This is a genomic window from Nonomuraea sp. NPDC052129, assembly GCF_040680095.1.
Taxonomy (GTDB): Bacteria; Actinomycetota; Actinomycetes; order Streptosporangiales; family Streptosporangiaceae; genus Nonomuraea.
Genome location: NZ_JBFAVX010000039.1, coordinates 1 through 22,210 on the forward strand (window position 1 = coordinate 1; position 22,210 = coordinate 22,210).

The 22,210-nt window shown below is 69.4% G+C and carries 18 protein-coding genes and 3 pseudogenes; 11 read left to right on the forward strand and 10 right to left on the reverse strand.

The window, feature by feature from the left end:
* The 4 genes from AB0L53_RS49750 to AB0L53_RS49765 form a co-directional block, all read right to left on the reverse strand.
* On the reverse strand, positions 1-296 hold a 296-nt coding region (locus AB0L53_RS49750), incomplete at its 3' end, for a hypothetical protein (RefSeq protein ID WP_364010977.1).
* Between the two features lie 496 nt (positions 297-792).
* A complete protein-coding gene (locus AB0L53_RS49755) occupies positions 793-1,608 on the reverse strand; it encodes a DUF998 domain-containing protein (RefSeq protein ID WP_364010980.1) in 816 nt (271 codons plus the stop codon).
* 368 nt (positions 1,609-1,976) lie between these two features.
* Positions 1,977-2,630 carry a TetR/AcrR family transcriptional regulator gene (locus tag AB0L53_RS49760; RefSeq protein WP_364010983.1) on the reverse strand — a complete coding sequence of 218 codons (654 nt, stop codon included), beginning with the start codon at positions 2,628-2,630 and terminating at the stop codon, positions 1,977-1,979.
* On the reverse strand, positions 2,627-3,520 hold the full coding sequence (locus AB0L53_RS49765) for an alpha/beta hydrolase (RefSeq protein ID WP_364010986.1): 894 nt from the start codon (positions 3,518-3,520) through the stop codon (positions 2,627-2,629). Before AB0L53_RS49765 ends, AB0L53_RS49760 begins: the two co-directional genes overlap by 4 nt.
* Positions 3,521-3,608: 88 nt before the next feature.
* On the opposite strand from AB0L53_RS49765, the gene AB0L53_RS49770 reads away from it, so the two are divergent.
* Both AB0L53_RS49770 and AB0L53_RS49775 read left to right on the forward strand, forming a co-directional pair.
* Positions 3,609-4,316 carry a DUF998 domain-containing protein gene (locus tag AB0L53_RS49770; RefSeq protein ID WP_364010989.1) on the forward strand — a complete coding sequence of 236 codons (708 nt, stop codon included), beginning with the start codon at positions 3,609-3,611 and terminating at the stop codon, positions 4,314-4,316.
* Between the two features lie 302 nt (positions 4,317-4,618).
* A pseudogene (locus AB0L53_RS49775) lies at positions 4,619-5,070 on the forward strand (transposase); the annotation flags it as partial.
* 28 nt (positions 5,071-5,098) lie between these two features.
* Here AB0L53_RS49775 and AB0L53_RS49780 read toward each other — a convergent pair.
* Complete coding sequence (locus AB0L53_RS49780; protein WP_364011281.1) at positions 5,099-5,347, reverse strand: hypothetical protein; 249 nt, start codon at positions 5,345-5,347, stop codon at positions 5,099-5,101.
* Positions 5,348-5,731: 384 nt separating this feature from the next.
* On the opposite strand from AB0L53_RS49780, the gene AB0L53_RS49785 reads away from it, so the two are divergent.
* Genes AB0L53_RS49785 through AB0L53_RS49800 form a run of 4 tightly spaced genes read left to right on the forward strand, consistent with a single transcriptional unit; the run spans position 5,732 to position 11,843 of the window.
* Positions 5,732-8,578, forward strand: a complete 2,847-nt coding sequence (locus AB0L53_RS49785; RefSeq protein WP_364010992.1) for a BTAD domain-containing putative transcriptional regulator — start codon at positions 5,732-5,734, stop codon at positions 8,576-8,578.
* 49 nt (positions 8,579-8,627) lie between these two features.
* Positions 8,628-9,524 (forward strand): alpha/beta hydrolase, encoded by an 897-nt coding sequence (locus AB0L53_RS49790; protein WP_364010995.1) that lies wholly within the window; start codon positions 8,628-8,630, stop codon positions 9,522-9,524.
* 9 nt (positions 9,525-9,533) lie between these two features.
* Positions 9,534-10,547 carry an aldo/keto reductase gene (locus AB0L53_RS49795; protein WP_364010997.1) on the forward strand — a complete coding sequence of 338 codons (1,014 nt, stop codon included), beginning with the start codon at positions 9,534-9,536 and terminating at the stop codon, positions 10,545-10,547.
* A gap of 48 nt (positions 10,548-10,595) precedes the next feature.
* Positions 10,596-11,843, forward strand: coding sequence for an alpha/beta fold hydrolase (locus tag AB0L53_RS49800; protein ID WP_364011000.1), 1,248 nt, complete (start codon positions 10,596-10,598; stop codon positions 11,841-11,843).
* Between the two features lie 45 nt (positions 11,844-11,888).
* Here AB0L53_RS49800 and AB0L53_RS49805 read toward each other — a convergent pair whose 3' ends face one another.
* Positions 11,889-12,131 (reverse strand): substrate-binding domain-containing protein, encoded by a 243-nt coding sequence (locus tag AB0L53_RS49805; RefSeq protein ID WP_364011003.1) that lies wholly within the window; start codon positions 12,129-12,131, stop codon positions 11,889-11,891.
* A 94-nt stretch (positions 12,132-12,225) separates the two neighbouring features.
* Positions 12,226-12,852 carry a TetR/AcrR family transcriptional regulator gene (locus AB0L53_RS49810; RefSeq protein WP_364011006.1) on the reverse strand — a complete coding sequence of 209 codons (627 nt, stop codon included), beginning with the start codon at positions 12,850-12,852 and terminating at the stop codon, positions 12,226-12,228.
* 103 nt (positions 12,853-12,955) lie between these two features.
* On the opposite strand from AB0L53_RS49810, the gene AB0L53_RS49815 reads away from it, so the two are divergent.
* Both AB0L53_RS49815 and AB0L53_RS49820 read left to right on the forward strand, forming a co-directional pair.
* The gene (locus AB0L53_RS49815; protein ID WP_364011009.1) at positions 12,956-13,543 is read left to right on the forward strand and encodes an NAD(P)H-dependent oxidoreductase; all 588 of its coding nucleotides are present in this window, start codon (positions 12,956-12,958) and stop codon (positions 13,541-13,543) included.
* Positions 13,540-14,682: an erythromycin esterase family protein gene (locus AB0L53_RS49820; RefSeq protein ID WP_364011012.1), complete on the forward strand. Its 1,143-nt coding sequence runs from the start codon at positions 13,540-13,542 to the stop codon at positions 14,680-14,682. Before AB0L53_RS49815 ends, AB0L53_RS49820 begins: the two co-directional genes overlap by 4 nt.
* A gap of 441 nt (positions 14,683-15,123) precedes the next feature.
* Here AB0L53_RS49820 and AB0L53_RS49825 read toward each other — a convergent pair whose 3' ends face one another.
* Positions 15,124-18,249 (reverse strand): Tn3 family transposase, encoded by a 3,126-nt coding sequence (locus AB0L53_RS49825; RefSeq protein WP_364011015.1) that lies wholly within the window; start codon positions 18,247-18,249, stop codon positions 15,124-15,126.
* A gap of 135 nt (positions 18,250-18,384) precedes the next feature.
* Here AB0L53_RS49825 and AB0L53_RS49830 point away from each other — a divergent pair.
* The 3 genes and pseudogenes from AB0L53_RS49830 to AB0L53_RS49840 form a co-directional block, all read left to right on the forward strand.
* Positions 18,385-18,576 (forward strand): annotated as a pseudogene (locus tag AB0L53_RS49830) (Tn3 family transposase); the annotation flags it as partial.
* 1,079 nt (positions 18,577-19,655) lie between these two features.
* A complete protein-coding gene (locus AB0L53_RS49835) occupies positions 19,656-19,988 on the forward strand; it encodes a GH32 C-terminal domain-containing protein (protein WP_364011018.1) in 333 nt (110 codons plus the stop codon).
* Positions 19,989-20,246: 258 nt separating this feature from the next.
* Positions 20,247-20,906, forward strand: a complete 660-nt coding sequence (locus tag AB0L53_RS49840) for a TetR family transcriptional regulator (RefSeq protein WP_364011021.1) — start codon at positions 20,247-20,249, stop codon at positions 20,904-20,906.
* Positions 20,907-21,041: 135 nt separating this feature from the next.
* Here the strand turns inward: AB0L53_RS49840 and AB0L53_RS49845 are convergent.
* Both AB0L53_RS49845 and AB0L53_RS49850 read right to left on the reverse strand, forming a co-directional pair.
* A pseudogene (locus AB0L53_RS49845) lies at positions 21,042-21,530 on the reverse strand (hypothetical protein); the annotation flags it as partial.
* Between the two features lie 39 nt (positions 21,531-21,569).
* On the reverse strand, positions 21,570-22,121 hold the full coding sequence (locus AB0L53_RS49850) for a recombinase family protein (RefSeq protein WP_364011266.1): 552 nt from the start codon (positions 22,119-22,121) through the stop codon (positions 21,570-21,572).
* Positions 22,122-22,210: the final 89 nt, after the last annotated feature.

A 22,210-nucleotide genomic window follows, 5' to 3' on the forward strand; every position in this document is an offset into this window, starting at 1 on the left:
CGGGCGACGGCTTCGCGGGCCAGTTCGCTACTGCTCCACCGCGACAGCGGAGTCCCGGTCTCGGCCGGTAACTGGCAGGCCAGTGCCGTGATCTGGGGGCGAGACCGGAATACGGGCGAAACGTGCCACGTGGCCCACGGCCGGGTGCCGATCGTGATGGTCGACTCGGTGGCCTGGTAGGTGGTGCCGCGGCGCTCGGCCGCGGTGCGGAGGGCGGCGTGGATCCGGCCGCGCAGCCGGGTCGCCCGTGCCGGATCGGCCGCGCGGTCCAGGCCGCTGATCGTGAGAAAACACATCCCGGGATCGGGGTCCGGGGCCGCCGCGGGGGCGGCGTCGTGCAGGACGGCCTGGACCCGGGCCCTGCACGCCTACCTGCGCTGGCGCTGCCACCGCCGGCGAGTCCGCCCGATTCTGGACCTCGGTGATGAGCGACCTGCGCAACCGCGGCGTGCGCGACACCTCATCGCCTGCACCGACGGCCTGACCGGAGCGGGAGTCAGCGAGGTAGATATGGATGGGAAACCGTTCAGCGGTAGGAGGCCCGGGCGGGTAGAGGTCGGGATCGTCCTGCCGGACAGCCTGCCACGGCTGCAGCCCCCAGCCGGCGGTGCCGAAGTGGTGGCAGACGGCGAACCGGGCCCGACCCGCCTGGCCGTGCATGGCCGCCACTTCCTCAGCCGTCGGCCCGGGCACCGCGATGAGCAGCTCCATATCCTGCGGCGACAGCCGCCAGGACATCGCCTGACCAAGCGTCAGATGAGGAAGGGCACGGTTCCTGAAGATCAGCGGTGTCTAAGCCGTGCGATCCTCGGAGGAAACCGTGCCTGTGGTCCCATCATCGCTCGTGAATCCTCGACCTCTTGTGCGGTGCTGGGCGGCGGTGTTGCTTGAGGGGCGCCGGGACGGGTGAGCGACAGAGCGTCGGCCGGCGACTTGGGGGGCGTGCTCGCTGTCGCGAAGCAAGCGTGCCGAGTAGAGCGCGTACCAGCCGAAACCGATCGCCTGGCTGATGCGCTGCCACAGGCCGTGGCCGTTTCCCGAGAGGGTGTCAAAGCTGAAGCGCTGTGCCGCGATGTACAGCGTCAGCGGGGTCAAGATGCCGGCGATGACGGTGGTCAGGATCCAGGCCGGACCCTCTTTGCGGACGATGGCCCGATAGGCCGCCGTGAGGATGGCCGCCGTCAACGCTGCCCAGGCCGGGAAAAGGTTCAGGTTGTGGATCCAGCCGTGCAGGGTGGGTTCGGCGGGTGGCTGTACGCCGAGCGGGAAGCCCGGGTTCGGGTCCGTGACGAACACCCCGGCGACGATCAGGCAGAACCCGAGAATGCCGGTGAAGATGGGTATCGCCTTCGAACCTGGGCCGCTTTCCAGCGCGCGGGGTATCCCGGCGGCGAACGCGATGGTCAGCAGGCCGGTGATGACGAAGTTGACGATCTGGATCCAGCCCCATTCGCCATTGCTGAGTTCGCTGCCCCAGCGGTTGATCGGGTCGTAGCCGGGCTGCGCCGCTCCGTCCAGGAGGATCACCACAACGAACACCAGTGGGGCGAACCCGCAGGCCAGGAGCGTGCTGCTTCGCGCTCGTGCGGATCTTTTTGCGCCAGACATCCATTTCTCCTTAAGTGAGGACTGTGACTATCGCCTACATCGTAGACTATAACTACACTGTAGACATCGCCCGTTGAGATGACGGTCTTGATGGAGTCGCAGCCCAGCAGCGCGTCGGCTTGGGAACGCAGGAAATCGGCCCACGTAGTGGATGCCCGTGCAGGGGACGGATCTACGCCTTCCTGCTTGGGTGGCCCGGGCTGGATAAGAAGCGGCGACTAGGGGTCATTACTGGTCGGAAATTCCCGCTATGCGCTGAGGTGCTGGTCGGCGGGAGTTCGTCCCAGGTGGTTCAGCCGTGCTTGGAGATGAGCTTGGACCGCGGTCGATGGAGCGTTGCGTCGCGGTAGGAGCGGCGGTGGCCTTCTTCAGTGGGTGGACTGCTCGAAGCCACTCAGTATCGCGGTGAGCCCCATCTCGAAGTGGTCGTCGAGGGCGGTGGTGTCAGCGGCTTCGGCGAGCAGGTTGTAGTCGGGGCTGCCGGGCTGGGGTTTGCGGCTGCGCTGGTCGGCGCCGAGCTTGGTCACGGCGATGGCGAGGGTGTGGCCGATGGTGAACTCTCGCAGGCAGCGGATGATCCGCAAGCCCTGCGCCGGCGGGATGCCGGCGTCGCTGAGCTTGGTGAGCATCTTCACGCCGGTGTCGATGGAGGCTGGTGAGCGTACCGGGCGGGTGGCGAACAGCGGCACGGCGTGGGGGTGGCGCAGGAGTGTGTCGCGCAGGCGCAGGCAGTAGTTCTGGGCTAGTTGGCGCCAGGGGCCGTCCCAGGGCAGAGTGTCGACGTTGACCTCGGTGAACAGCGTCTCGGCGACGCCGTCGAAGAGGTCCTCCTGGTCGTCGTAGTGGCGGTAGACGGCCATCGGGTCGAAGCCGACGGCGGTGCCGAGCTTGCGCATGGAGAATTTACGCAAGCCGTGGGCGTCGATGAGAGCGAGCGCGGCGGCGGCGAGGTACTCACGGGTGAGGGTGGGCCGGGTGGGCGGCTCTGGCAACCCGACCGGTGGGCTGGGGTCGGCCGTCATGGCTGGAAGCCCTCCAGGATCTTCGTGAGCGTCGTGGTGAACTCGTGCGGGTGCTGCATGAATGGGACATGGCCGCCGGGGAACTCCTGGCAGGCTACGCCAAGGCGCTCAGACAACAGGTGCGCGGGCGCGTGGTAGGGCTTACCGACACTGTCGCGGCCGGTGGCCAGGCACCAGGGCGCCGTGGTGGCGGCCGGCGCGGTCAGGTCTGGCTGGTAGTCGAAGCAGAACGCGGGCAGTTCGCGGCGCAGGGTCAGCTCGGCGTTGCGGAGCTGGCGGGTCATCACGTCCGGCGTACGTCGGGTGATCTTTCGCACCAGGCCGTCGGCGGCGAGCATGAGGTGAGTGGCGGCGGCGATCACGGCTTGGCCTGATGGCGACAGGAACAGGCCCGGCGGGTCCGGTAGCGTCATCGCGCCGAAGGCCGCGTAAGCGCGCATCAGGTGACCGTCTCGGGCGAGGCGGCCGATGTGTTCGATCTCGCGCCGTTCGGGGCTGTCGGGAGCGAGGAGTTGTACCAGCGGCGGCTCGTGCACCACCGCGCCCAGAAGGCGGTCCGGGTGCCCGATCACCATCTCCAGGGCGATGATCGCGCCCGCGCTGTTGCCGAAGACATGGGCGCGTTCTATGCCGTAGTGGTCGAGGATGGCGACCGCGTCGTCAGCCTGCCGGGCAACGGTGATCGAGGCGCCGCGATCGGTGAACGGGCTGCGCGAGTTGCCGCGCCGGTCGTAGGCGATCACGGTGAAGCTCCGGGCCAGGAGCGGGATCACGTCCGCGTACATGCCGGCGTCGCCGCCGCCTCCGGAGATCAGTAGGAGCGGGGGTCCGTCGCCGGTCCGCTCGACATGCAACCGCGCTTCAGGCGCTTCCACCATGTCGCTCGCCATGACCATTCGCTCCTCACCTATCGCGTCTACATTGTAGCGTATGTCTACAGTGTAGATGAAGACAGCAGTGGAGTAAGGAGGCACACCCATGACGGACACCACCGAAGTGCTCACGTTGCGAAAGTCGGCAGACGCCGCCAAGCTGGCCATGGTCGGCAGCGCAGGAATTGTCGTGTTCGTGTTACTGGTCGCGATTTTGCACGTCATCGACCGGGCCCGGGACCCGATCAGCATCACCGTCAGCGAGTACGTGCTGGGGCCGTACGGCTGGATGCTCAGCTTCGCCGCGTTGGCGTTCGGGCTGGGCGTGCTCGCCCTCACCGCCGCGATCGCCGCAAACGCCTCACCGCGACCACGCGTAGTTCTCACCTCACTGGCGACGGCGGGGCTCGGCATGGTGGTGGTCGGGGCGTTCCCGACCGATCCGATCGACCCCACGGATCCGCAGTTCGTGACCACTGCGGGAGCGATCCACGCAGCGGCCGGCATCCTGGCATTCACCTGCCTCGCCCTCGCCGCGCCGCTGCTCACCCGTCCGATCGCCGCCACCACCAACGCCACAGGGCTGCGACGACTCGCCTTCCTCCCACCAGCGGGCTATGCAATCTTCTGGGTCACCGGCATCCTGGACAACCAGCTCGGCGGTCTGCTCGGCAGCCGCTCGGCCACCGGCCTGGGCGAGCGGCTCATGGCGGTGACGTTCATCATCTGGTTGCTCGCCGTCGCCCTCGGCATCAGGCGGGCACCAGGTGCTGCAGGCGGCCGTGGCCAACCAAAGGATGAGGCGATGGCGTAGTGGTTCGCCGAGTTCGGCGCCAGCCGACCCTCGACGAAATACACCGTGGAGGACAGCAACCCCGGCTGCATCGGAGTCTGGACCACTGCCATCGCTCGATCTCTCCCCACGCCCGGTGACCAACACCGATCACCCTGACACACCAGGACAGACCAACGCGAGATAGATCAAAAAAACACCAGTCACCTAGAAGCAGTGCTGGTTCCGCTTTGGTCAGACTCGATGGTATGCAGGGCAAGGCGGTCGGCGGCCCGGCCGGGCCGGATGTGTGGCAGACCTGCCGGGAGCTGATCCCTGAGGGCAGTGTGTTCGCGTTCTTGGCCGAGCACCGGCAGGCGTTGTTTCCCGAGGCGATGTCCGCCGATATGTACCCCTCGTCGAACGGGCGACCCAGCATGCCTCCGCAGGTGCTGGCCTGCGCGGTGGTGTTGCGCTGTTCGGGGTGTCGGACTTCGACGCGGTCCAGCAGTTGCGGTGTGATCTGCGGTAGAAGGCGGCGTGCGGGCTGGGCCTCTACGATCGGGCCTTCCGCCCGTCGTTGCTGACCTGCTTCCGGCGGCGGCTGGCGCGCTCAGTCGAACCGCATCGGCTGTTCGGGCAGGTGCGGGAGCTGGTGGCGGCCACCGGGGCACGGGCGGGCCGGCCGCGGCGGGCGCTGGATTCCACCGTGCTGGAAGACGGGGTGGCCACTCAGGACACGGTCACCCAGCTGATCGCAGCGATCCGGCGGGTAATGCGTGAGGTACCCGACGCGGCGGCAGTCGCCGAGGGCTGCTGGTGGCCTACCAAGATGTCGAACCCGCGCCCGGCAGCGACGGCGGTGACGGCGGTGACGGCCGCTGGACCTGCCGGCGTTCCTCACCCTGGCGCACAAACTTGGTGGCGACGTCGTGTACCTGCGGGCCGTGCCGTTCGATCCCGCCGCTGACGAGCACGAGCCCCAGGACCCGCCTGCGGACCTGGTCCAGCTTGGCGGTCACGGCGTTGACGACGGCGGTGACATCGGCGTCGGTGAAGCCGACGTCCTGCATGGTCAGGTGCAGGCCATCGGTAGGGGATCAGGTCGAGGCCGCTCAGGGCGGACAGCCGGGCCTGGTGCGCGGCGACCAGGCGGTGCAGGGCAGGTTGGTCCTGGAAGGTGGTGTGGAAGGTGTACATGCGACGGCCGACCCGCCAGCCGGGCCGCCACCACCAGTGATCACGCTCCGGGACTGTGGCACGCGTTTCATCTTTCAGTCGATCTGCCGGGAGGTCACGCGCGAACGTGCTTATTGTCCCTCCGGCAACGCTCCGGCGCAGGCTCTCTACTGACTTTGAGCAAAATTCGCATGGACGGTCCAAGCATGCTCCGCCCGCTCCCCGCGGCCATGGCGGGTTCAGGTTCATGTCCTAATCTGCCCTTCGGAGGAGAGCTGATGACCATGGACCTGCGGTTCGCCGTGTTGGGGCCGTTGCGGGGCTGGCGCGGCGCCGAGCCGCTGGATCTCGGTCGCCCGCAGCAGCAGGCGTTGCTGGCGCTGTTGCTGTTACGGCAGGGCCGGGCACTGTCCGATGAAGCGATTGTGGAGGGGCTGTGGGGTCAGGCGCCGCCCGCGCGACCGACGCACGCGATGCGGATTCTGGTCTCGCGGTTGCGGCCGGTTCTGGAGCCGGACGGGTCGCCCTGGAAGGTGCTGACCACGGTCTCCGGCGGCTACGCGCTGCGGCTTCCGCCCGGCGCGTTGGACGCCGCGGTGTTCGAGGAACGACTGGAGGCGGCCGACAAGGCCCGCGCCGCTGGGGAGCTGAGCCGATCCAGGGACCTGCTGTCCGAGGCGCTCGCGCTGTGGTCCGGCGTTCCGTTGCTGGGACTGCCCGGGCCGCTGGCCGAGGCTCATCGAGCCCGCCTCACCGAACGGCGGCTGCTGGCGCTGGAACAGCGGCTGGAGCTGGACCTGGAGTTGGGTCGTCACCATCAGCTGGTCGCGGAGCTGACGTCGTTGTCCGATGAGTTCCCGCTGCGGGAACGCCTGCGGGGGCTGTTGATGCTCGCGCTCTACCGGTCCGGGCGCCAGGCCGAGGCGCTGGCAGTCCACGCCGGCACGCGCAGGTTGCTCGCCGACGAGCTCGGCGTCGATCCCGGTCCCGAACTCACCGCCCTCCACCAGGCGATACTGCGTGCCGACCCGGCACTGGCCGCTCCTGTTCAGGCGTCCGCCCGTACGGCTCCCGCCCAGTTGCCCGCCGACGTCGCCGATTTCACCGGACGGCAGGCGTTGGTCAGGGAGCTGACCGGTCTGCTTCACGAGGGCGCGAGCCTGGTGATCTCCTCGGTGTCGGGGATCGGCGGCGTCGGCAAGACCGCGCTGGCCGTCCACGTGGCCCATCTCGTCCGCGACCGCTATCCCGACGGGCAGCTGTATGTGGATCTGCGCGGCGGCGAGGCGGCCCCGCAGGCGCCGACGGCCGTGCTCGCCGCGTTCCTCCGCGCGCTGGGCGTCGCCGGTGACACCATCCCCGAGGACCTGGAAGAGCGTGCCGCGCTGTACCGCACCACGCTGGCGAACCTGCGGATGCTGGTCGTCCTGGACAACGCGGCCGACGCCGCCCAGGTCCGCCCCTTGCTGCCGGGCGCGAGCGCCAGCGGGGTCGTCATCACCAGCCGGGCCCGGCTGATCGGTCTCAACGCCGACCGGATGATCGGTCTGGAGGCGCTCACGACCGGCGAGGCGCTGGAGTTGTTCACCCGCATCGTCGGGACCGCCCGCGTCGCCGCCGAACGCCACGCCGCCGAGCAGGTGGTCGCCGCCTGCGCCTGCCTGCCGCTCGCGGTCCGCATCGCCGCCTCCCGGCTGGCGGCCCGGCCGGGGTGGACCATCGCCTCGCTGGTCGCCCGGCTGGCCGACCAGCGCCGTCGGTTAGCGGAGCTACGCACTGGCGACCTGGCGATGGAGGCCACCTTCTCCCTGGGGTACGGCCAGTTGGACGTCGGCCAGGCCAGGGCGTTCCGGCTGCTGGCCGTACCGGATGGCGATGACTTCTCGGTGGCCGCGGCGGCGGCCGTACTGGATCTGGACGATTGGGCGGCGGAAGACCTGTGCGAGTCGCTGGCGGACGCCGGGCTGCTGGAGGCGCCGAGTCCGGGCCGCTACCGCTACCACGACCTGCTCAAACTGTACGCTCGCGGCCTTCCCGAGCCGGACCGGGACGCGGCGTTGCACCGGCTCGTCGACTTCTACCTGGCCACCGCCAGAAACGCGCAGTCACTGGTGGAGCCGGACGCGCTCTCGACCGCCCGGCAGCTGCCCACCGCCTCGCCCGGCCTGGCCTTCGCCGGCCATCCGGCGGTGACGGGGTGGCTTGACGCCGAGGTGGCCAACCTGTTCCACACGACGCTGCAGGCCGCGTCCGATCCGGCTGTGGCGGATCTGCTGTATGTGCTGCTGTACGTGGCGCGGGTGCACCTGCGATGGGAGCAGATCAGGCAGATCGCCCAGGCGATCGCACAGGCCTCGGCCGAGCGCGGCGACCGGCGCAGCCACGGGCTGGCCCGTACGGCTGTCGCGGCGATGCTCATCTACCAGCGGTCGCTCAAGGAGGGGGTCGAGGAGGGGACGGCGGCCCTCGCGCTGGGTCGTGCTATGGGCGACCCGGTGATCGTGGTGGAGAACCTTCAGGTACTCGGCTCCGCGGCGATGATCCAGCGTGACTACGAGGCCGCCATCGGTCATCTCGCCGAGGCACTCACCCTCCATCGCGAGCTGGGCGACGTGGCGGGAGTGGGGGCGGCGCTGGGGGTCATGTCCCGGGCCTGCCTGGCGCTGGGCCGGCATGACGAGGCGGTCGACCTGGCCAGGCAGGGCGTGGAACTGGTACGGGAGACGCGCCGCTCGCGGGATCTGGGCACCCGGCTGTACGACCTCGGCATCGTGCTGCACGGGGTCGGCCGGTGCGATGAGGCGGTCGAGACCTGGGCGGACTCGCTGACGCGGCACCGGGCCGCGGGTGATCGCCTGATGGAGGGCGGCGCCCTGTTCCGGCTGGCCGAATGCCATCTGGCGGCGGGCCTGTTCGACCAGGCCAGGGCACGAGCGGAAGAGGCCGTGGCGGTGAACGTCGAGATCGACGCCGTCTGGGAGCAGGCTCGGGCGCTGACCACACTCGGCAAGGCGCTGTCACAACTGGGCCAGGAAGAGAGCGGCCGGGCCCGGCTGCGGGAGGCGTTGGAGATCTTCGAGCGCCTCGACGTTCCCGAGGCGGAGGACGTACGGGCGCTGCTCTGACCGCCGCGTGGCAGTCGGTTGGCAGTCGAGATCCGGCACCGTTGTCCACATGACAGAGACCGCTGTGGAAAAAGTGACCTTCGACGCCGACGGCGTAACCCTCGCCGGGCTGCTGCACCTGCCCGCCACGGCCGACCGCGGACTGCCCGCGGTCGTGGTGGCAGGGGCGTGGACCTCGGTAAAGGAGCAGATGGCCGGGCTGTACGCGCGGCGCCTGGCCGAGCGCGGTTTCGCCGCGCTGGCCTTCGACTTCACCGGCTACGGCGAGTCGGGCGGTGAGCCGCGTGACGTGGAGTCGCCTTCGCTGAAGGCCAGGGACCTGAGCCACGCCGTCAGCTTCCTTTCCTCCCTGGACAGGGTGGCCCCGGCCCGGATCGGCGCGCTGGGCATCTGCGCCGGTGGCGCGTTCGCCGCGGTGGCCGCAGCGGACGATCCCCGCATCGCCTCGCTGGCGCTGGTCGCGCCCGGCCTGCAGGACGGCGAGTTGATGCGGCTCGCCCTGGGCGGCGAAGAGGCCTTCACGGCGCGGTTGGCGGAAGGGCAGAAGGCCCGCGCGCACTTCGAGGAGACCGGCGAGGTCGAGTACGTGCTCGGAGTCAGCGAAACCGACTCCACGGCCGCGATGTTCGGCCCGTACGCCTACTATCTGGACCCCGCCCGGGGCGCCATCCCCGAGTGGGGGAACAGGTGGGCGACCATGGCCTGGGCCGAATGGCTGACCTTCGAGCCGCAACCGGCCGCGGACCGCATCACCGCACCCGTGCTCATCGTGCACAGCGAGAGCGCCGGCATCCCGGTGGGCGCGCGCCGGTTCGCCGACCGGCTGACCGGGGCCAGAGAGCTGGTCTGGCTGGAGGGCCGCGGCCAGTTCGACTTCTACGACGCCGAGCCCACGGTCACCGAATCCGTGGACAACGTCGCCCGCCACCTACACGCCACCCTCTAAGGAGCGATCATGCGTTATCGACTGCTTGGCCGGAGCGGGCTTCGGGTGTCGGAGGCGTTTCTCGGCACGATGACCTTCGGGGAGGACTGGGGCTGGGGAACGCCTGCCGAGGAGTGCCGCAAGATCCTCACTGCCTACGCCGAGGCGGGCGGGAACGTGATCGACACCGCCAACAAGTACACCGAGGGAGCCAGCGAACGGATCCTCGGCGAGCTGCTGGGCACCGACCGGGATCGCTTCGTGTTGTCCACCAAGTACACGCTGACCGTGGACGGGACCGACCCCAACGCCTCAGGCAACCACCGCAAGAGCCTGGTGCGTTCGCTGGAGCAGAGTCTGCAACGGTTGCGGACCGACTACATCGACCTGCTATGGGTCCACATCTGGGACCCCAATACCCCGATCGAGGAGACCATCCGGGCCCTGGACGACGTGGTCCGCGCCGGCAAGGTGCTGTATGTCGGGATCTCCGACGCCCCCGCATGGGTCGTCGCCCAGGCCAACACGATCGCGGACCTGCGGGGGTGGAGTCGGTTCGTCGGCCTCCAGGTGCCCTACAGCCTGGTCAAGCGCGACATCGAGCGCGAGCTGCTGCCGATGGCCGACGCCTTCGATCTGGGAGTGGCCGCCTGGTCGCCGCTGGCCGGTGGCATCCTGTCCGGCAAGTTCACCCGCGGCGCCGGGGCCGCGAGCACGAGCCGTGGCACGCAGCCGTCGGCCCACGATCTGGTAGTGGCCCGGGCCGTGGACGCCGTCGCCGACGAGCTGGGAGTCACCTCCTCGCAAGTCGCGCTCGCCTGGACGCGCGCTCGCCGCAGGCGGATCCACCCGGTCATCGGCGCGCGCACCGTCGAGCAGCTCACCGACAACCTCGCCGCCCTCGACCTGACACTGCCCGAGGAGGCGCTGCGGCGTCTCGACGAGGTGAGCGGGATCGAGCTCGGGTTCCCGATGGAGTTCGTCGGCGCCACCTCGGAATTCGTCTACGGCCCGGTGGGCCGAGACGTGGACGGCCGGGCGTGAGCCCACCTGCCCGTCCGGTTCGTCTGTCGAAACTTGGAGTTGATACACGTGAGTGCTCTTCGTAGTGCCCTGGTCGCGGTGCTGGCGGTGGCCGCGATGGCGGCGTCAGCGACCGCCGTACACGCCGATGAGTGTGACCAGGCCTGTCAGGTTGGCTGGGCGTGGGCGGCGCAGCAGCAGAACGCGTTGCCCCGCACCGGCTTCTACGACGCGCCCGACCCGCTGCGATGGGCGCCGCTGGGGGCGTTGATCCGCAAGCAGGAGACCAGCGAGTACGTGGTCGAGGGCAAGCCCGTGACGGCCACGCGAGTGCTCTACCACTCGCGAACCTCCGCGGGACGAGACGTCGCGGTGTCCGGGGTGGTGCTCGTGCCGCAGGACCGCCCCCGGCCCCGCGGCGGATGGAAGGTCGTCGTGGACGCGCACGGTGCGAGCGGCATCGGCACCGCCTGCGCGCCATCGCTGATGCGGGACCTTTACCACGGCAACCAGATGATGCGGTTCCTGGGGCAGGGCTATGCCGTTGTCGCACCCGACTACGCCGGTCTCGGCACGACCGGCAGGCCCGAGTTCCTCAACAAGGCCGCGCAGGCCGCCGACCTGGTCGGCGCGGTCCGCTCCGCCCGGCAGGCCATGCCCGGTCTCTCCCGGCAGTGGGTGCTGTGGGGCCACTCGCAGGGCGGCGGCGCGGCCCTGGCCGTCGCCGAACGGCAGACCCGCGAGCCTGAGCCCGGCTACCTCGGCGCGGTCGTCACCTCGGCCGCCGCCGACCTCACCGCGCTGGTCGACCACCTCGCCGTCACCTCACCCTACGGCGGTTTCGTGCCGATCATCGCCAAGGGGGCGAGCTACGGCGATGAGCGGATCCAGCCCCAAGACCTGCTCACCCAGGCCGCCCACCAGCGCCTGGACACCATCCGCGACGGCTGCCTCAACGTCGCCGTCGCCGTGTACGCCGACGTGACCGGACCGGCCCTCCTCCAGCCCGGCTGGCTGTCGAACCCGGCGTTCGCCGGCTATCTCAGAGACAACAGCCTCGGCCGCGCCCGCGTCGCGGGTCCCGTCCTGTTCCTGCAGGGTGACGCCGACACCGTCACGCCGCGCGCCGTGGCGGACCAGGTGGCCGCCGGCCTCTGCCGGGCGGACTCCACGATCGACTACCGGACCTACCCGGGACTGGAGCACGACACCTGGGGCGGCTCCACGGGCATCGACGACGGCGCGATGCCCGACATCCTCGCCTGGACCAAGGCGCGCTTCGCCGGTCTTCCTGCCGCTTCAACCTGCCTCAAGTGATCGAGACCGAGGCCTGAGCACCACGGGGTTCCGGCCGTCCTGCGATCACGACAGGCCGGCGGGGCCCAAGGTGCTGGCGCGGATGGCCAGCTGGAGCGTGAGCAGCGTGGACTCCGGAACGGCTCGGCCGTCGAGTTTGTCCATGACCAGCCGGACGGCCTCCCTGCCCACCTCCTCCGCCGGGATCAGCACGGACGTCAACGATGGGCTGGCGCGTTCGGCCACGCCGTCTGGGCAGATCGCCATGACCGCCACGTCCTGCGGCACCGGCCAGTCGCCCCCGACCATCCCGCAACCCACCGACCGCCAACTCCACCTCCTGGACCTCCTCGATATAGATCACGAGACCTCCGCTGAGGATCACTCACATGCGGAAACGGGACTAGCGCTTGTAGCCGTAGAGGAAGGTCTGCACCCCCGCGGTGACCATCGCTCTGAGCGCGGTTTTGTCGTGCAGGGCGGCCCGGTCGGTCAGGTTGTCGGCGGAGATGAGCAGCATCAGGTGCCCGGCGGCGCGTACGGGGTCGTCCATCGCGAGATCACCGCGCTCGGCGATGCGGCTTAGCCGTTCGGCGAGTTCGCGCCGGGTACGGCCGGGGCCGGCCTCCTGCCAGAGCTTGAGCGCGGCCGGCGGGATGTGCTCGGTCTCGGCGTTGATCTGGCGGATGAGCGCGAAGTGCGGGGCCAGGTCGGAGGTCAGCACCCCGAGCCAGGCCAGCCCGAAGTCGACCAGGTCCTCCTCGAGGTCGACGACCTTGCTCAGGTGGCGGTCGATGATGTCGACCATGGTGTCGGCGACCCGCTGCGTGCTCTCCTGGATCACTGTCTGGAACAGCTCGGCCTTGTCGGTGAAGTGGTTGTAGATGGTGCGGTTGGAGACGCCCGCCTCGGCGGCGATCGCGTCCAGGCCGGCGCGGGTGTAGCCGTCGCGGGCGAACAGGGTCAGCGCCCCGGCCACGATCGCCCGGCGCTTGTCGGGCTGGCCGGCCGGTTTCCTTCTCTCCGTCACGCTCGCCGAGGCTACTCGATTACACCGCCACTTGCATGCGATGCACCGATGGATGTAGCTTCTACACCGATCGGTGCAACACCGTTGGTTGAGGAGAAACATCATGACCAAGATCGGGATCATCGTCGGCAGCACGCGCCCCGGCCGCCGTGGCCGCGCCGTCGCCGAGTGGGTCGCCTCGGTCGCCGCCCAGGAACATCCGGCGGCCGACTTCGAGATCGTCGACCTGGCCGACTTCGCGCTGCCGCTGCTGGATGAGGAGCAGCCGGCCCTGTTCGGCCGGTACGGCAACGCGCACACCATCCGCTGGGCCGAGGCGATCGCGCGCTACGACGGGTTCGTGTTCGTCACGCCGGAGTACAACCACTCCATCACCGGCGCGCTGAAGAACGCCCTGGACTTCATCTACGCCGAGTGGAACAACAAGGCCGCCGGCTTCGTCGGCTACGGCCTGCACGGCGGCACCCGCGCGGTCGAGCACCTGCGGCAGATCCTGGCCGAACTGAAGGTCGCGACCGTCCGCACCCAGGTGGCGCTGTCCCTGCACCACGACTTCACCTTCTCCGCCCCCACCGAGCCGGGCGACTTCACTCCCGGCCCATACCAGCGCCAGACCCTCACCGCCCTGCTGGACGAAGTCGTCGTCTGGTCGCGGGCGCTCCAGCCGATCCGCGAAGGCGTCCTGGCATGACCGCCACACCGAGCCCTCTGCCTGGGGCCGCGCTCGACGAACTGGCGGACGCGATCGCCACCGGCGCGACCATCGCCGGGCTCGGCGAGTCCACGAGGTTCGCCCACGAGACCTTCGGCGTGCGCGACCAGCTCTTCCGCCGGCTGGCCCGCGAGCACGGCTTCCGGGCGCTGGCCCTGCAGGACAACGCCTCCGTCGGCGCGACGCTCGACACGTACGTCACCGGTGGCGCGGGCGCAGCCGCATCCGCGCTGGAAAGCGCCTGGCGTCCCTGGCGCACCGCCGAGATGGCCACGGCGCTGGAGTGGATCCGCACCTTCAACCAGAACCACCCGGACGACGTCATCCGGATCTTCGGGGTCAAGCCCGAGCAGGCGCGGCCCGCCGACTACGACGCCGTGCTCGAACACGTCCACCGCGCGGCCCCGCACCGGCTGGCCGAGCTGACCTCCTACCTGAAGCCAATCCGTACCGCGCATGAGATCGACGAGCACGTGCAGCGCGCACGAGGCCTGCACCCGGGCCGGCCCTTCGCCGAGCACGCCCGCGACGCGCTCGCGATCGTCGAGCAACTGCCCAGCGAGTCTGTCCTGGACCGGATGCGGCTCATCGTGGACTTCCACGAACGCAGCGTCGCCGGACGGAACAACTACGCGGGCGACGCCCAGGTGTGGGCCGAAACAATCACGGACTACCAGCGCCGGACCGAACACCGCGTGGCCTACTGGGACGGCATCGCGCACACCTCGGCGGCGCCGGCGACGCTGGGTCTGGCTCCCCAGCGCGGCCCCCAGCCCACCGTCGGCAGCGTGCTACGCCGCCACTACGGCGCGGGGTACGTCTCCGTGGCGATCGGCTTCCACCACGGCGACCTCGGCATCGCCACCGTCCCGGAGCCGGCCCCGGACTGGCTCGATGCCCGGCTCGGCTCGGCGGACCGGCCCGCCCAATGGCTGGACCTGCGCGCCGGCGAGGCGCGCCGCCAATGGGACGGACCCGCGAAGACACGCGTCATCAGCGGCGTCTACGACCCCTCCCGCGACGCCGCCGAGCACCTCGCCGTCACCTCCCTGCCTGAGGCATTCGACGTGCTCGTCCACCTGCGCCGAGTGTCCCCGGTACGGCGGCTGCCCGCATAGGCCTCGTCTCCGCACATCACCGCACATGCCAGGCGCCGACGGCCGCGGCGAATCATCGTGCGCGCGATCCAGATCACGCCGGGGCTCCTTTTCCGGATCACGGCGTTCTACGGGGTATTCGCGTCCGGCGGCACCGCGGATTGGTCCCGGGGCCCGTCGGCCCTCGACCGGGACGTCGAGCGACGCCTCCAGCTGACGCCAGCCGAACGTGCCTTCGAGTACGGGGACTGAACCCGCTGCCCCAGGTTTTCGACTCGCCTGACATGAGCGTTCTGAAACGGCTCGTACGGCAACGGCCGCGGGGACGGTGTGTCGCCGTCTTCGCCGCCATTGAAGTCCCCGACCCGCTCATCGAGACATCCCGGCCTGTCAGTAGGAGTGATACCCCTCACCCGGGGCGGCGGCCGGCCTGCGGCGACACGTCTCGGAGCGGGGGAAGGATCACACCGGTGCGGCGGGGAACAGCGCGCGAGGGGTGAGGTCCAGCCTGGGCGCCACGTTGGTCTGCGGCGGGGTGGTGTCCACGATCCAGTCGCCGAACCGGCGTATCGTGCGCGTGATCAGGGGTGAGATAGTGGCCAGGTCGTCGGGGTCGACAACGTGGCCTTCGGCGGCCAGGGCGTTGGCGGCGTCGGTGATGTCCAGGGCGGTGGAGTAGATCGCGCAGTTGGAGATCAGCTCGTTGAACTTCACCACCCGCTCCTGGTAGTCCGGGTCGTTGTGGCCGATCAGCTGCCCGCCGATCATCAGGTGCGCGGCGAAGCCGTGGAACGCCTCGGTGCGGTTGGTGATCGCAGTGATCTGGTCTCTGAGCTGCGGCTCCGACAAGTACCGGAGCAGCGTCACGGTCCGCACCACACGGCCCAGCTCGCGCAGCGCCTTGTAGATCCGGTTGCGCCGGGAGTGGTTGCCCAGACGACGCAGCAGCGTCACCGACGACACCCGGCCCTCCCGGATCGAGATCCCGGTGCGCAGCAGGTCCTGCCAGTGCTTTTCTATGAGATCCCAATCGATGACGTTGTCGTCGAACAGCGAGTCGATGTGCTTGTACCTGGCCTTGGGATCAGGCCGGTAGAAGTTCAGGTCGTGCCAGTTCCTGATCCTCGGAAGAAGATCGAATCCGAGGATGGCCGCGAGCCCGAAAACAGGCAGCGACGCGCCTTGAGTGTCGGCGTGGATGGTGTCGGGCTGGATGTCGGAGACATTGGACAGCAGCGAGTCCAGCAGGTACACCGCCTCCCACACCCCACACGGGATGAAGTGGCTGAACAACGCGATGTAGGAGTCCGACACCAGCCGGAACGCCAGAGCGCCAAAACCTCCATACCTGACATGGGATTCAGCCCGGAGATTGTCTTCCCAGGTGTCGATCTGCGAGCCGTCGGTCGCAGCGACCGACCCGTCGCCCCACACCTGCGTGACGTCCAAAGCAGCGAAGGCGTTCACCACGTCTGCAGAGGCTTTGTAGATCTTGCCCGGGTCGGCGTGCTTGTTCCCGGCGGTGTAGATCTCGTGCGCGGATATCCCGCGCATGTGCCGGGCCACCTCGGTCGGGCCGAGGTTCCCGCCGTAGGCGAACGCGGTCACCACGTACCGACACAGCCGCTCCCCGGGCTTGATCTTCGGATCGGAGCCGGAGGCCGGTCCAATGCGGTGGTGCCAGCCGGTCAGGTGCGCGGTGCGGGCGAGGATGTCCAACAAGGGCCGCTCCGGCAGCCGGTCCAGCACCGCTCCTTCCAGTGCGATCGCCGACGGACGCCGCTCGGCGCCCCTACGCCGCGCCAGCACCGGACGGCCGCCCTCCAAACGCAGGTCGGTGTTCGCCGGATACCCCTCATCCACCTCATGGGCCGTCTTAGTCAGCAGGCTGCGGTAGTGCGCGACAAGGGCCTTCGGATCCGACGGTATGCCAGCCTGAGCGCAGAACTCCTCGGCCTGCCTCTCGCACTCCTCCCACGCCATCAGCTGGGTATGTAAGTTGGCGTAGGAATCCGACCCGACCACCGCGATATCCCCCGACCGCAGCTCGGCAGCCAAGTGGGAGAACACGCAGACCTCCAGGTGGCGTCGCGCCAGCATCCCGGGCCGGCGCCGGTCGCGCAGTGTGCGCTTCCACAAGGGTCCGGCGAACGCGTCCACGTCGATCCTCAGCACGACCTGCTTGCCGTCCCGCTCGACCAGAACGTTCTCCTCGATCCACTCAGCGCGGCGGTCGGCATCCCGGTTCGCCCGCACGAACTCCAACGCGTCCAGCACCGCCCGCTCGGCGGATGTCGCCTCCAGCTCGACCGCGTCCACCAGCGCGAACAACGTCGGCCGGTGCGACTTGTAATACTGCTCGCACAACGGCAGGTAGTTGTTGCCGTGGTGGGCAGCCACCGCCTCGTGCGACGCCGACAGAGCCGCCACCCCGCCGCCGGCGGCCAGGGCTTTGAGCACCAGCTCGCCGGTCAGCGCAGTCTGCGCGACGGCCGCCTCGGTCGTTCCTTCTTCGGGGTCGTCTTCGTGCGCACCAGATTCGTCGGCGACGACGCCGTCAGACGCCGTACTGCCGGGCCCGGCGGCCTCCCGGACGGCGGCCAGGACGTCGCTGAACACCTCCAGCAGCCGTTCGCTCGCCTCGCGGTGCTCCTCGCGCAGCGCCTCCAGCCGGGCCCGGCCCTTCTTGTGGATCACCGCCATGCGCTTGCAGAACATATCAGTGACCTCGTCTCGTGCCGACGTGCGCAACACGTGGACGAAGGCGGCCAGCAGCGTCAGCCGCTTGTCCTCGCCGACCTTGACCATGTCTGCGGCATCGGTAACCTTCGCCTCCCCGGCGAAGTGCGAGATCTTCCCCGGTGGGACTCCGCGCAGCCAGACCTCCGTGGGGCCGATCGCGTCCAGGTCGGCCAGATGCGCCAGCCGGATCTTGAGCTTGCCGATCGTCGCGGCCTTCGCCGGGTCCTTCAACCGGTCGAACTTGCTGCGCCGGGACGAGGGGTCTACCACCAGCAGCTCGACGAGCTTCGCGCGTCGTGCCGGGGTGATCCGGCGGGCAACCGTCGCGAAGACGTCGCGGTTCACCTCGGTACGGATCTTGGCGACCATCCGGTCCAAGGTGGTGTAGCCGGGCAGCTCCCGCCCGGAGGTCAGCAGTTCCTCCAGCGCCACGTTGATCAGGTCGGCCGGGTTGTCCTTCGTCGCCGCGGCCGCCCGGATCGCTGCCTCGGCGACGCCGCGCACGTCGGTCGCGTCGTACTTCACGCCGAGACGTTCGCGTATGTAGTCGCGGTATCGCGCGGCCGTCCGCACGGACTCCACGCTGGCCGCCGGTGTGCCGGATAATCCCAGCGCAGCGCGTATGTGGTCGACGACGACCTCGGGGACCTTGTCCAAGTCGGGGAAGGAGCGCAGCCGCTGGTAGCACTTCAGCCATGTCACCAGCGCCAGGAATGCCTGATCGGCGGTCGTCTTTCCCCGCGCCCAGGCGGCCTCGTCGGGTGTGGGCGTGAACCCCTCCACCAACTCCCGCGCCGATACGATCCCGCGGAACCGCGGGTAGGCGGTGCGGTCGATCGACGTCAACACACACCTCGACGATCAGCGGGAGCCAACAGAGTGGCAGAATCCTAACGATCCCGATCAGGCTTCGACACACCGGCCTCTACCAGCGGTGGAACCGAGCCGTGGCACGCTTCGCTCGTATTCCGGTCTCACACCTACCGCGAAGGACAAGAAGATCAACTAGCGGCTCTCGGTCTGGTCGTCAATGCGGTCGCGCTGTGGAACTCGAAGTATCTGTCGGCTGCCGTTGACCATCTGCGGGCCCAGGGCGTGCCGGTCAAGGATGAGGACGTCGCCCGGCTCAGTCCGCTCGGCCACGCCCATGTCAACGTCCTGGGCCGCTACGCCATCGCCTCATCCGCCCCGGCCGAAGGCCTGCGCCAGCTCGGTGAGATCCCCGACCTGCCCGACGGCGAGGGCACGGTGGTGGAGAAGGGGGCGTGTAGATCCGGCGAATCGTCCGCGGCGGGCGGCGCGGCTGCGCGATTGTGGGCTTTCGCCGATCTTTCAAATGATGTGGGGATGAGCGAGGACATGAACCCGGCCTGGGATGAGGTCGTCGACGACCTGGACGCAGGCGACGTTGAGGAGGAGGGCGGGGTCGTCATCGTCGAGGAGCGTGATGGGCCACCTCGGCGGCGGTGGGTGCGCTACCTCATGCCGGTGATGGTGGAGGTCGACCCCGACACCGACCGGATCACCCGGGTGGTGACGCTGCCGGAGGAGATCCGCGACGACCGTGATGACCTGGGCCACTTCTGCGTCTATGACGAGAAGTTCGTCCGCCGCCGCATGGACTACCACCCGGTCGACCAGCCCGAGCTGCACGCCTGGAACGTCGCGGAGCCACGGTGGAGCTCCCGGTTCCGGGTCGGCGGCCCGGACAACTGGCCCAACACAAGCAAGTGGGAGGAAGGTTTCGACCTCACCGAGACCGACGACGTCTACGCCGAGGTTAACCCCTACGCCGATCCTCAGTGACGGTCCGCCCTTGGTCCGAGGGCTCACCGGCGGGCCTGACCTGGCCCCGTCCGGACGGCCCGTTGCCCTGGCTGGCTCTGGCCTGCGGCTTCAGGAGCGGTGACGCGCGATGTGTCAACGTTTGTGGCCGCTGGGACGTCTGTGGTGTCAGGAGGCCCATGTGTATGTTCTGAACGGATCGGAGGAAAACTTGCGTCTGGAGTTCCTCCTCATCGAGGCCCTGCACGACGAAGCGGAGCGGCGGCGAATTCTGACCGGCGTGCTCTACGGCAACAAGGCAAGGCCCCGCAGCGGCCCCTGCACCAGACTGACCTGCGGGCTTGGAGTCCCAACGAGCTACCGGAGTCGGCGGACGGGCGCCGCGATCATGTTTTCACGCCGGCAAGGCGTTCCCCGACAGGGACCAGAAGGACTGACCTGCGACATCACCTGGGACCAACTGACGGGTGCCGGGCTGGAGTTGCGGCGCTCGGCGGACGGCGGGCGGCACGTCGACGTGGGGGTCTACGGCGACTACGCCTTCGTCAACCGCGGTTACACCGCCGGCCCGATGCCTCGGGCCGCTGGCAGGAGAGCCGGACGCCCTTCCACCTGTCCGCCGCACGGTCCGCCTGCGCGTCCTCGTCGACCGCACGTCCGTCGAGATGTTCGTCGACGACGGCCGGTACGCGCACTCGACCGTGGTCTTCCCCGACCCGTCCGACACCGGGCTGGCCCTGTTCACCATCGACGGGCAGGCGGTGTTCCGGAACATGGTGATCCGGGAGTTCGCGGTCTGATCCGACGGGGGGTGGCCGGTGGGATGGCCGCGACGGACGAGGTCGGCGGCGGCGCCCGGCGCGCCGGGGCTCTCGTCGAGGAACAAGCGCGAGGGCCGCACCGGGCGCGCTCGGTTCCGCGTCGGCCGAGCTTCGGGGCCACGAGGTGGGGCGGGTCCCGCGTGAGGCAGCGGCCGGTGGGGCGTGATACGGGGGCTTCGGCTCGGCGTGACAAAATGGGGGGCCGTTCGTCCGTCCTTTGATGCTGCGAGGTTCTCCGTGAGCAAGCCCGTGGCCCGCGAGCCGCTGCGCCGTAATTCGCGGTCCAACCGGGCGCGCATCCTGGCCACGGCCCGTGAGGAGCTGGGGCGGAACCCCGATGTCACGCTGGAGGAGCTGGCGCGGGCCGCCGGGGTCGTCCGGCGCACCCTCTTCGGGCACTTCCCGGGGCGGGCGGCGCTGCTGGAGGCGCTCGCCGAGGAAGCCGCCGAGACGTTGCGGAACACGGTGGAGGCCGGGCCGGAGTCGGGGGAGCCGGCGGAGTCGGCCGAGCGGGCGTTTGCGCGGTTCGTACTCCGGATGTGGCCCGTGGGCGACCGCTACCGCATGCTGCTGGCGCTCACCCGGCGGGACCTCGGCTCCGAGCGCGTCGCCGAGGTCCTCGCGCCGGCCCGGGAGGCCGCCACCGGGATCCTGGAGCGCGGGCAGCGGGACGGCGTCTTCCACTCCCATGTGCCGCCGGCCGTGCAGAGCGCAGGCCTGATGGCGATGATCGTAGCTCTGGTGGAGTCCGTCAACACCGGCGCGCTGGAGGACGACGGGCACCGGATCGCCACGGCCACCCTCATCGCGGCCGGCGTGCCGGAGGATCGGGCGAGCGCGGTGGTCGAGGAGGTTGCGTCGGCGATGGCTACGGCTCTTCCGGCCCACGGCACCTGATTTCTCTCCGGCCGACCCGTTCGACGAGGTGTCCCGGGCGTCGTCGCGGCGGAAGGTGACCGACTTGCCGGAGAAGTGGGCGGTGAGGCCCTGCTCCGTGGTGGTGACCGAGCGCAGTCGGAGGCCGTTGGGGATGTTCCGCGGCGCGATCGGCTCGGCGAAGACCTGGCCGAGCAACTTCTCACCGGCCTCGGGCAGGGCGACGCGGCCCGCGACCTTGAAGTCCTTGAAGATGACGCGGTTGCCGGAGGCCGCCGAGACGGTCGTCGTCGCGGTGACCTCGAAGCCGAGGGTGGTCAGGACGCGGGCGCGGATCCGGTCGGAACCGTAGCCCCGGGTCAGTTCCAGGCCTAGGGCGTCGGACAGGTCCGCGTACGACAGGAAGACGGTCGCCTCCGCCGAGCGGGCCCGGGCCTCGCTGTCGTCGTCCGACTTCGTCAACCCGTCCATCCGCAGGGCGAGTTCGGTCACCGGCAGCGGGCGGTCGGAGCCGTCGTCGGGTTCGTACGAGTACGAGTACGAGTACGAAAACTCGCGCTCCTGGTCACGGTCGTGCTCGGGGCGGGGGTGGTACATCGGCCCTCCTCCAAGGGGTGGGAACTGAATACGTGAGAAAGGGGCCATGACCCGATCTTGAAAGCATAAACGTGCTGCTCAGATGGCCTACGCGATCGAGGCTCGTTCGGCGTCGTGAGCCTTGAACGCGTTGTAGAGCGCGCGGCGGGAGACCGTCCGTTCCTCGCCGCTCGCGGTCTTATACGTCAGCCCTTTGGCGATGCTGGTGACGGACTCGCCATCGGCCCGGCGACCGAGCGCGACGCGCATCATGTCCTTGGAGATCACCGCCGGGCGGCCACCGTGCCGACCTTCGGCGGCGGCCAGGGTGAGCCCGTCGCGGGTCCGTTCGATCATCATCTCGCGTTCGATCTGGGCGAAACCGGCGAGCACGGCGAAGAAGATCTGTCCCATGCCGCGGGGGTCGTAGATGCCGGCGAGCGGCCCGGAAAGGATCTCCAGCTTGGCCCCGAGGTCTTGCAGGGACCAGGCGGTCTCCATAATCTCCCGCATGTCGCGGCCTATGCGGTCCAGCCTGCTCACCACCAGTGTGTCGCCGGGGCGAAGTCGAGAACGCACGTCCTCCCACTGTGGGCGGGGGCTGCCTGCCTTGCCGGCTCTCCGCTCCCGAACATGTCCCCAGCCGCCAGGTAGCGGAATGCGATATCACGATTGCGGTTCGTGATCATTTCGGAGCGGTGAATGTGGCTGGTTGGGTGGGGTTTCTGCTTGATCGTGTTTGTGTCGGA

Bases quoted from the DNA above. Each gene is read 5' to 3' on its own strand.
- AB0L53_RS49755 (WP_364010980.1), bottom strand. From the start codon at position 1,608: ATGTCTGGCGCAAAAAGATCCGCACGAGCGCGAAGCAGCACGCTCCTG.
- AB0L53_RS49760 (WP_364010983.1), bottom strand. From the start codon at position 2,630: ATGACGGCCGACCCCAGCCCACCGGTCGGGTTGCCAGAGCCGCCCACC.
- AB0L53_RS49765 (WP_364010986.1), bottom strand. From the start codon at position 3,520: ATGGCGAGCGACATGGTGGAAGCGCCTGAAGCGCGGTTGCATGTCGAG.
- AB0L53_RS49770 (WP_364010989.1), top strand. From the start codon at position 3,609: ATGACGGACACCACCGAAGTGCTCACGTTGCGAAAGTCGGCAGACGCC.
- AB0L53_RS49780 (WP_364011281.1), bottom strand. From the start codon at position 5,347: ATGCAGGACGTCGGCTTCACCGACGCCGATGTCACCGCCGTCGTCAAC.
- AB0L53_RS49785 (WP_364010992.1), top strand. From the start codon at position 5,732: ATGACCATGGACCTGCGGTTCGCCGTGTTGGGGCCGTTGCGGGGCTGG.
- AB0L53_RS49790 (WP_364010995.1), top strand. From the start codon at position 8,628: ATGACAGAGACCGCTGTGGAAAAAGTGACCTTCGACGCCGACGGCGTA.
- AB0L53_RS49795 (WP_364010997.1), top strand. From the start codon at position 9,534: ATGCGTTATCGACTGCTTGGCCGGAGCGGGCTTCGGGTGTCGGAGGCG.
- AB0L53_RS49805 (WP_364011003.1), bottom strand. From the start codon at position 12,131: ATGGTCGGGGGCGACTGGCCGGTGCCGCAGGACGTGGCGGTCATGGCG.
- AB0L53_RS49815 (WP_364011009.1), top strand. From the start codon at position 12,956: ATGACCAAGATCGGGATCATCGTCGGCAGCACGCGCCCCGGCCGCCGT.
- AB0L53_RS49820 (WP_364011012.1), top strand. From the start codon at position 13,540: ATGACCGCCACACCGAGCCCTCTGCCTGGGGCCGCGCTCGACGAACTG.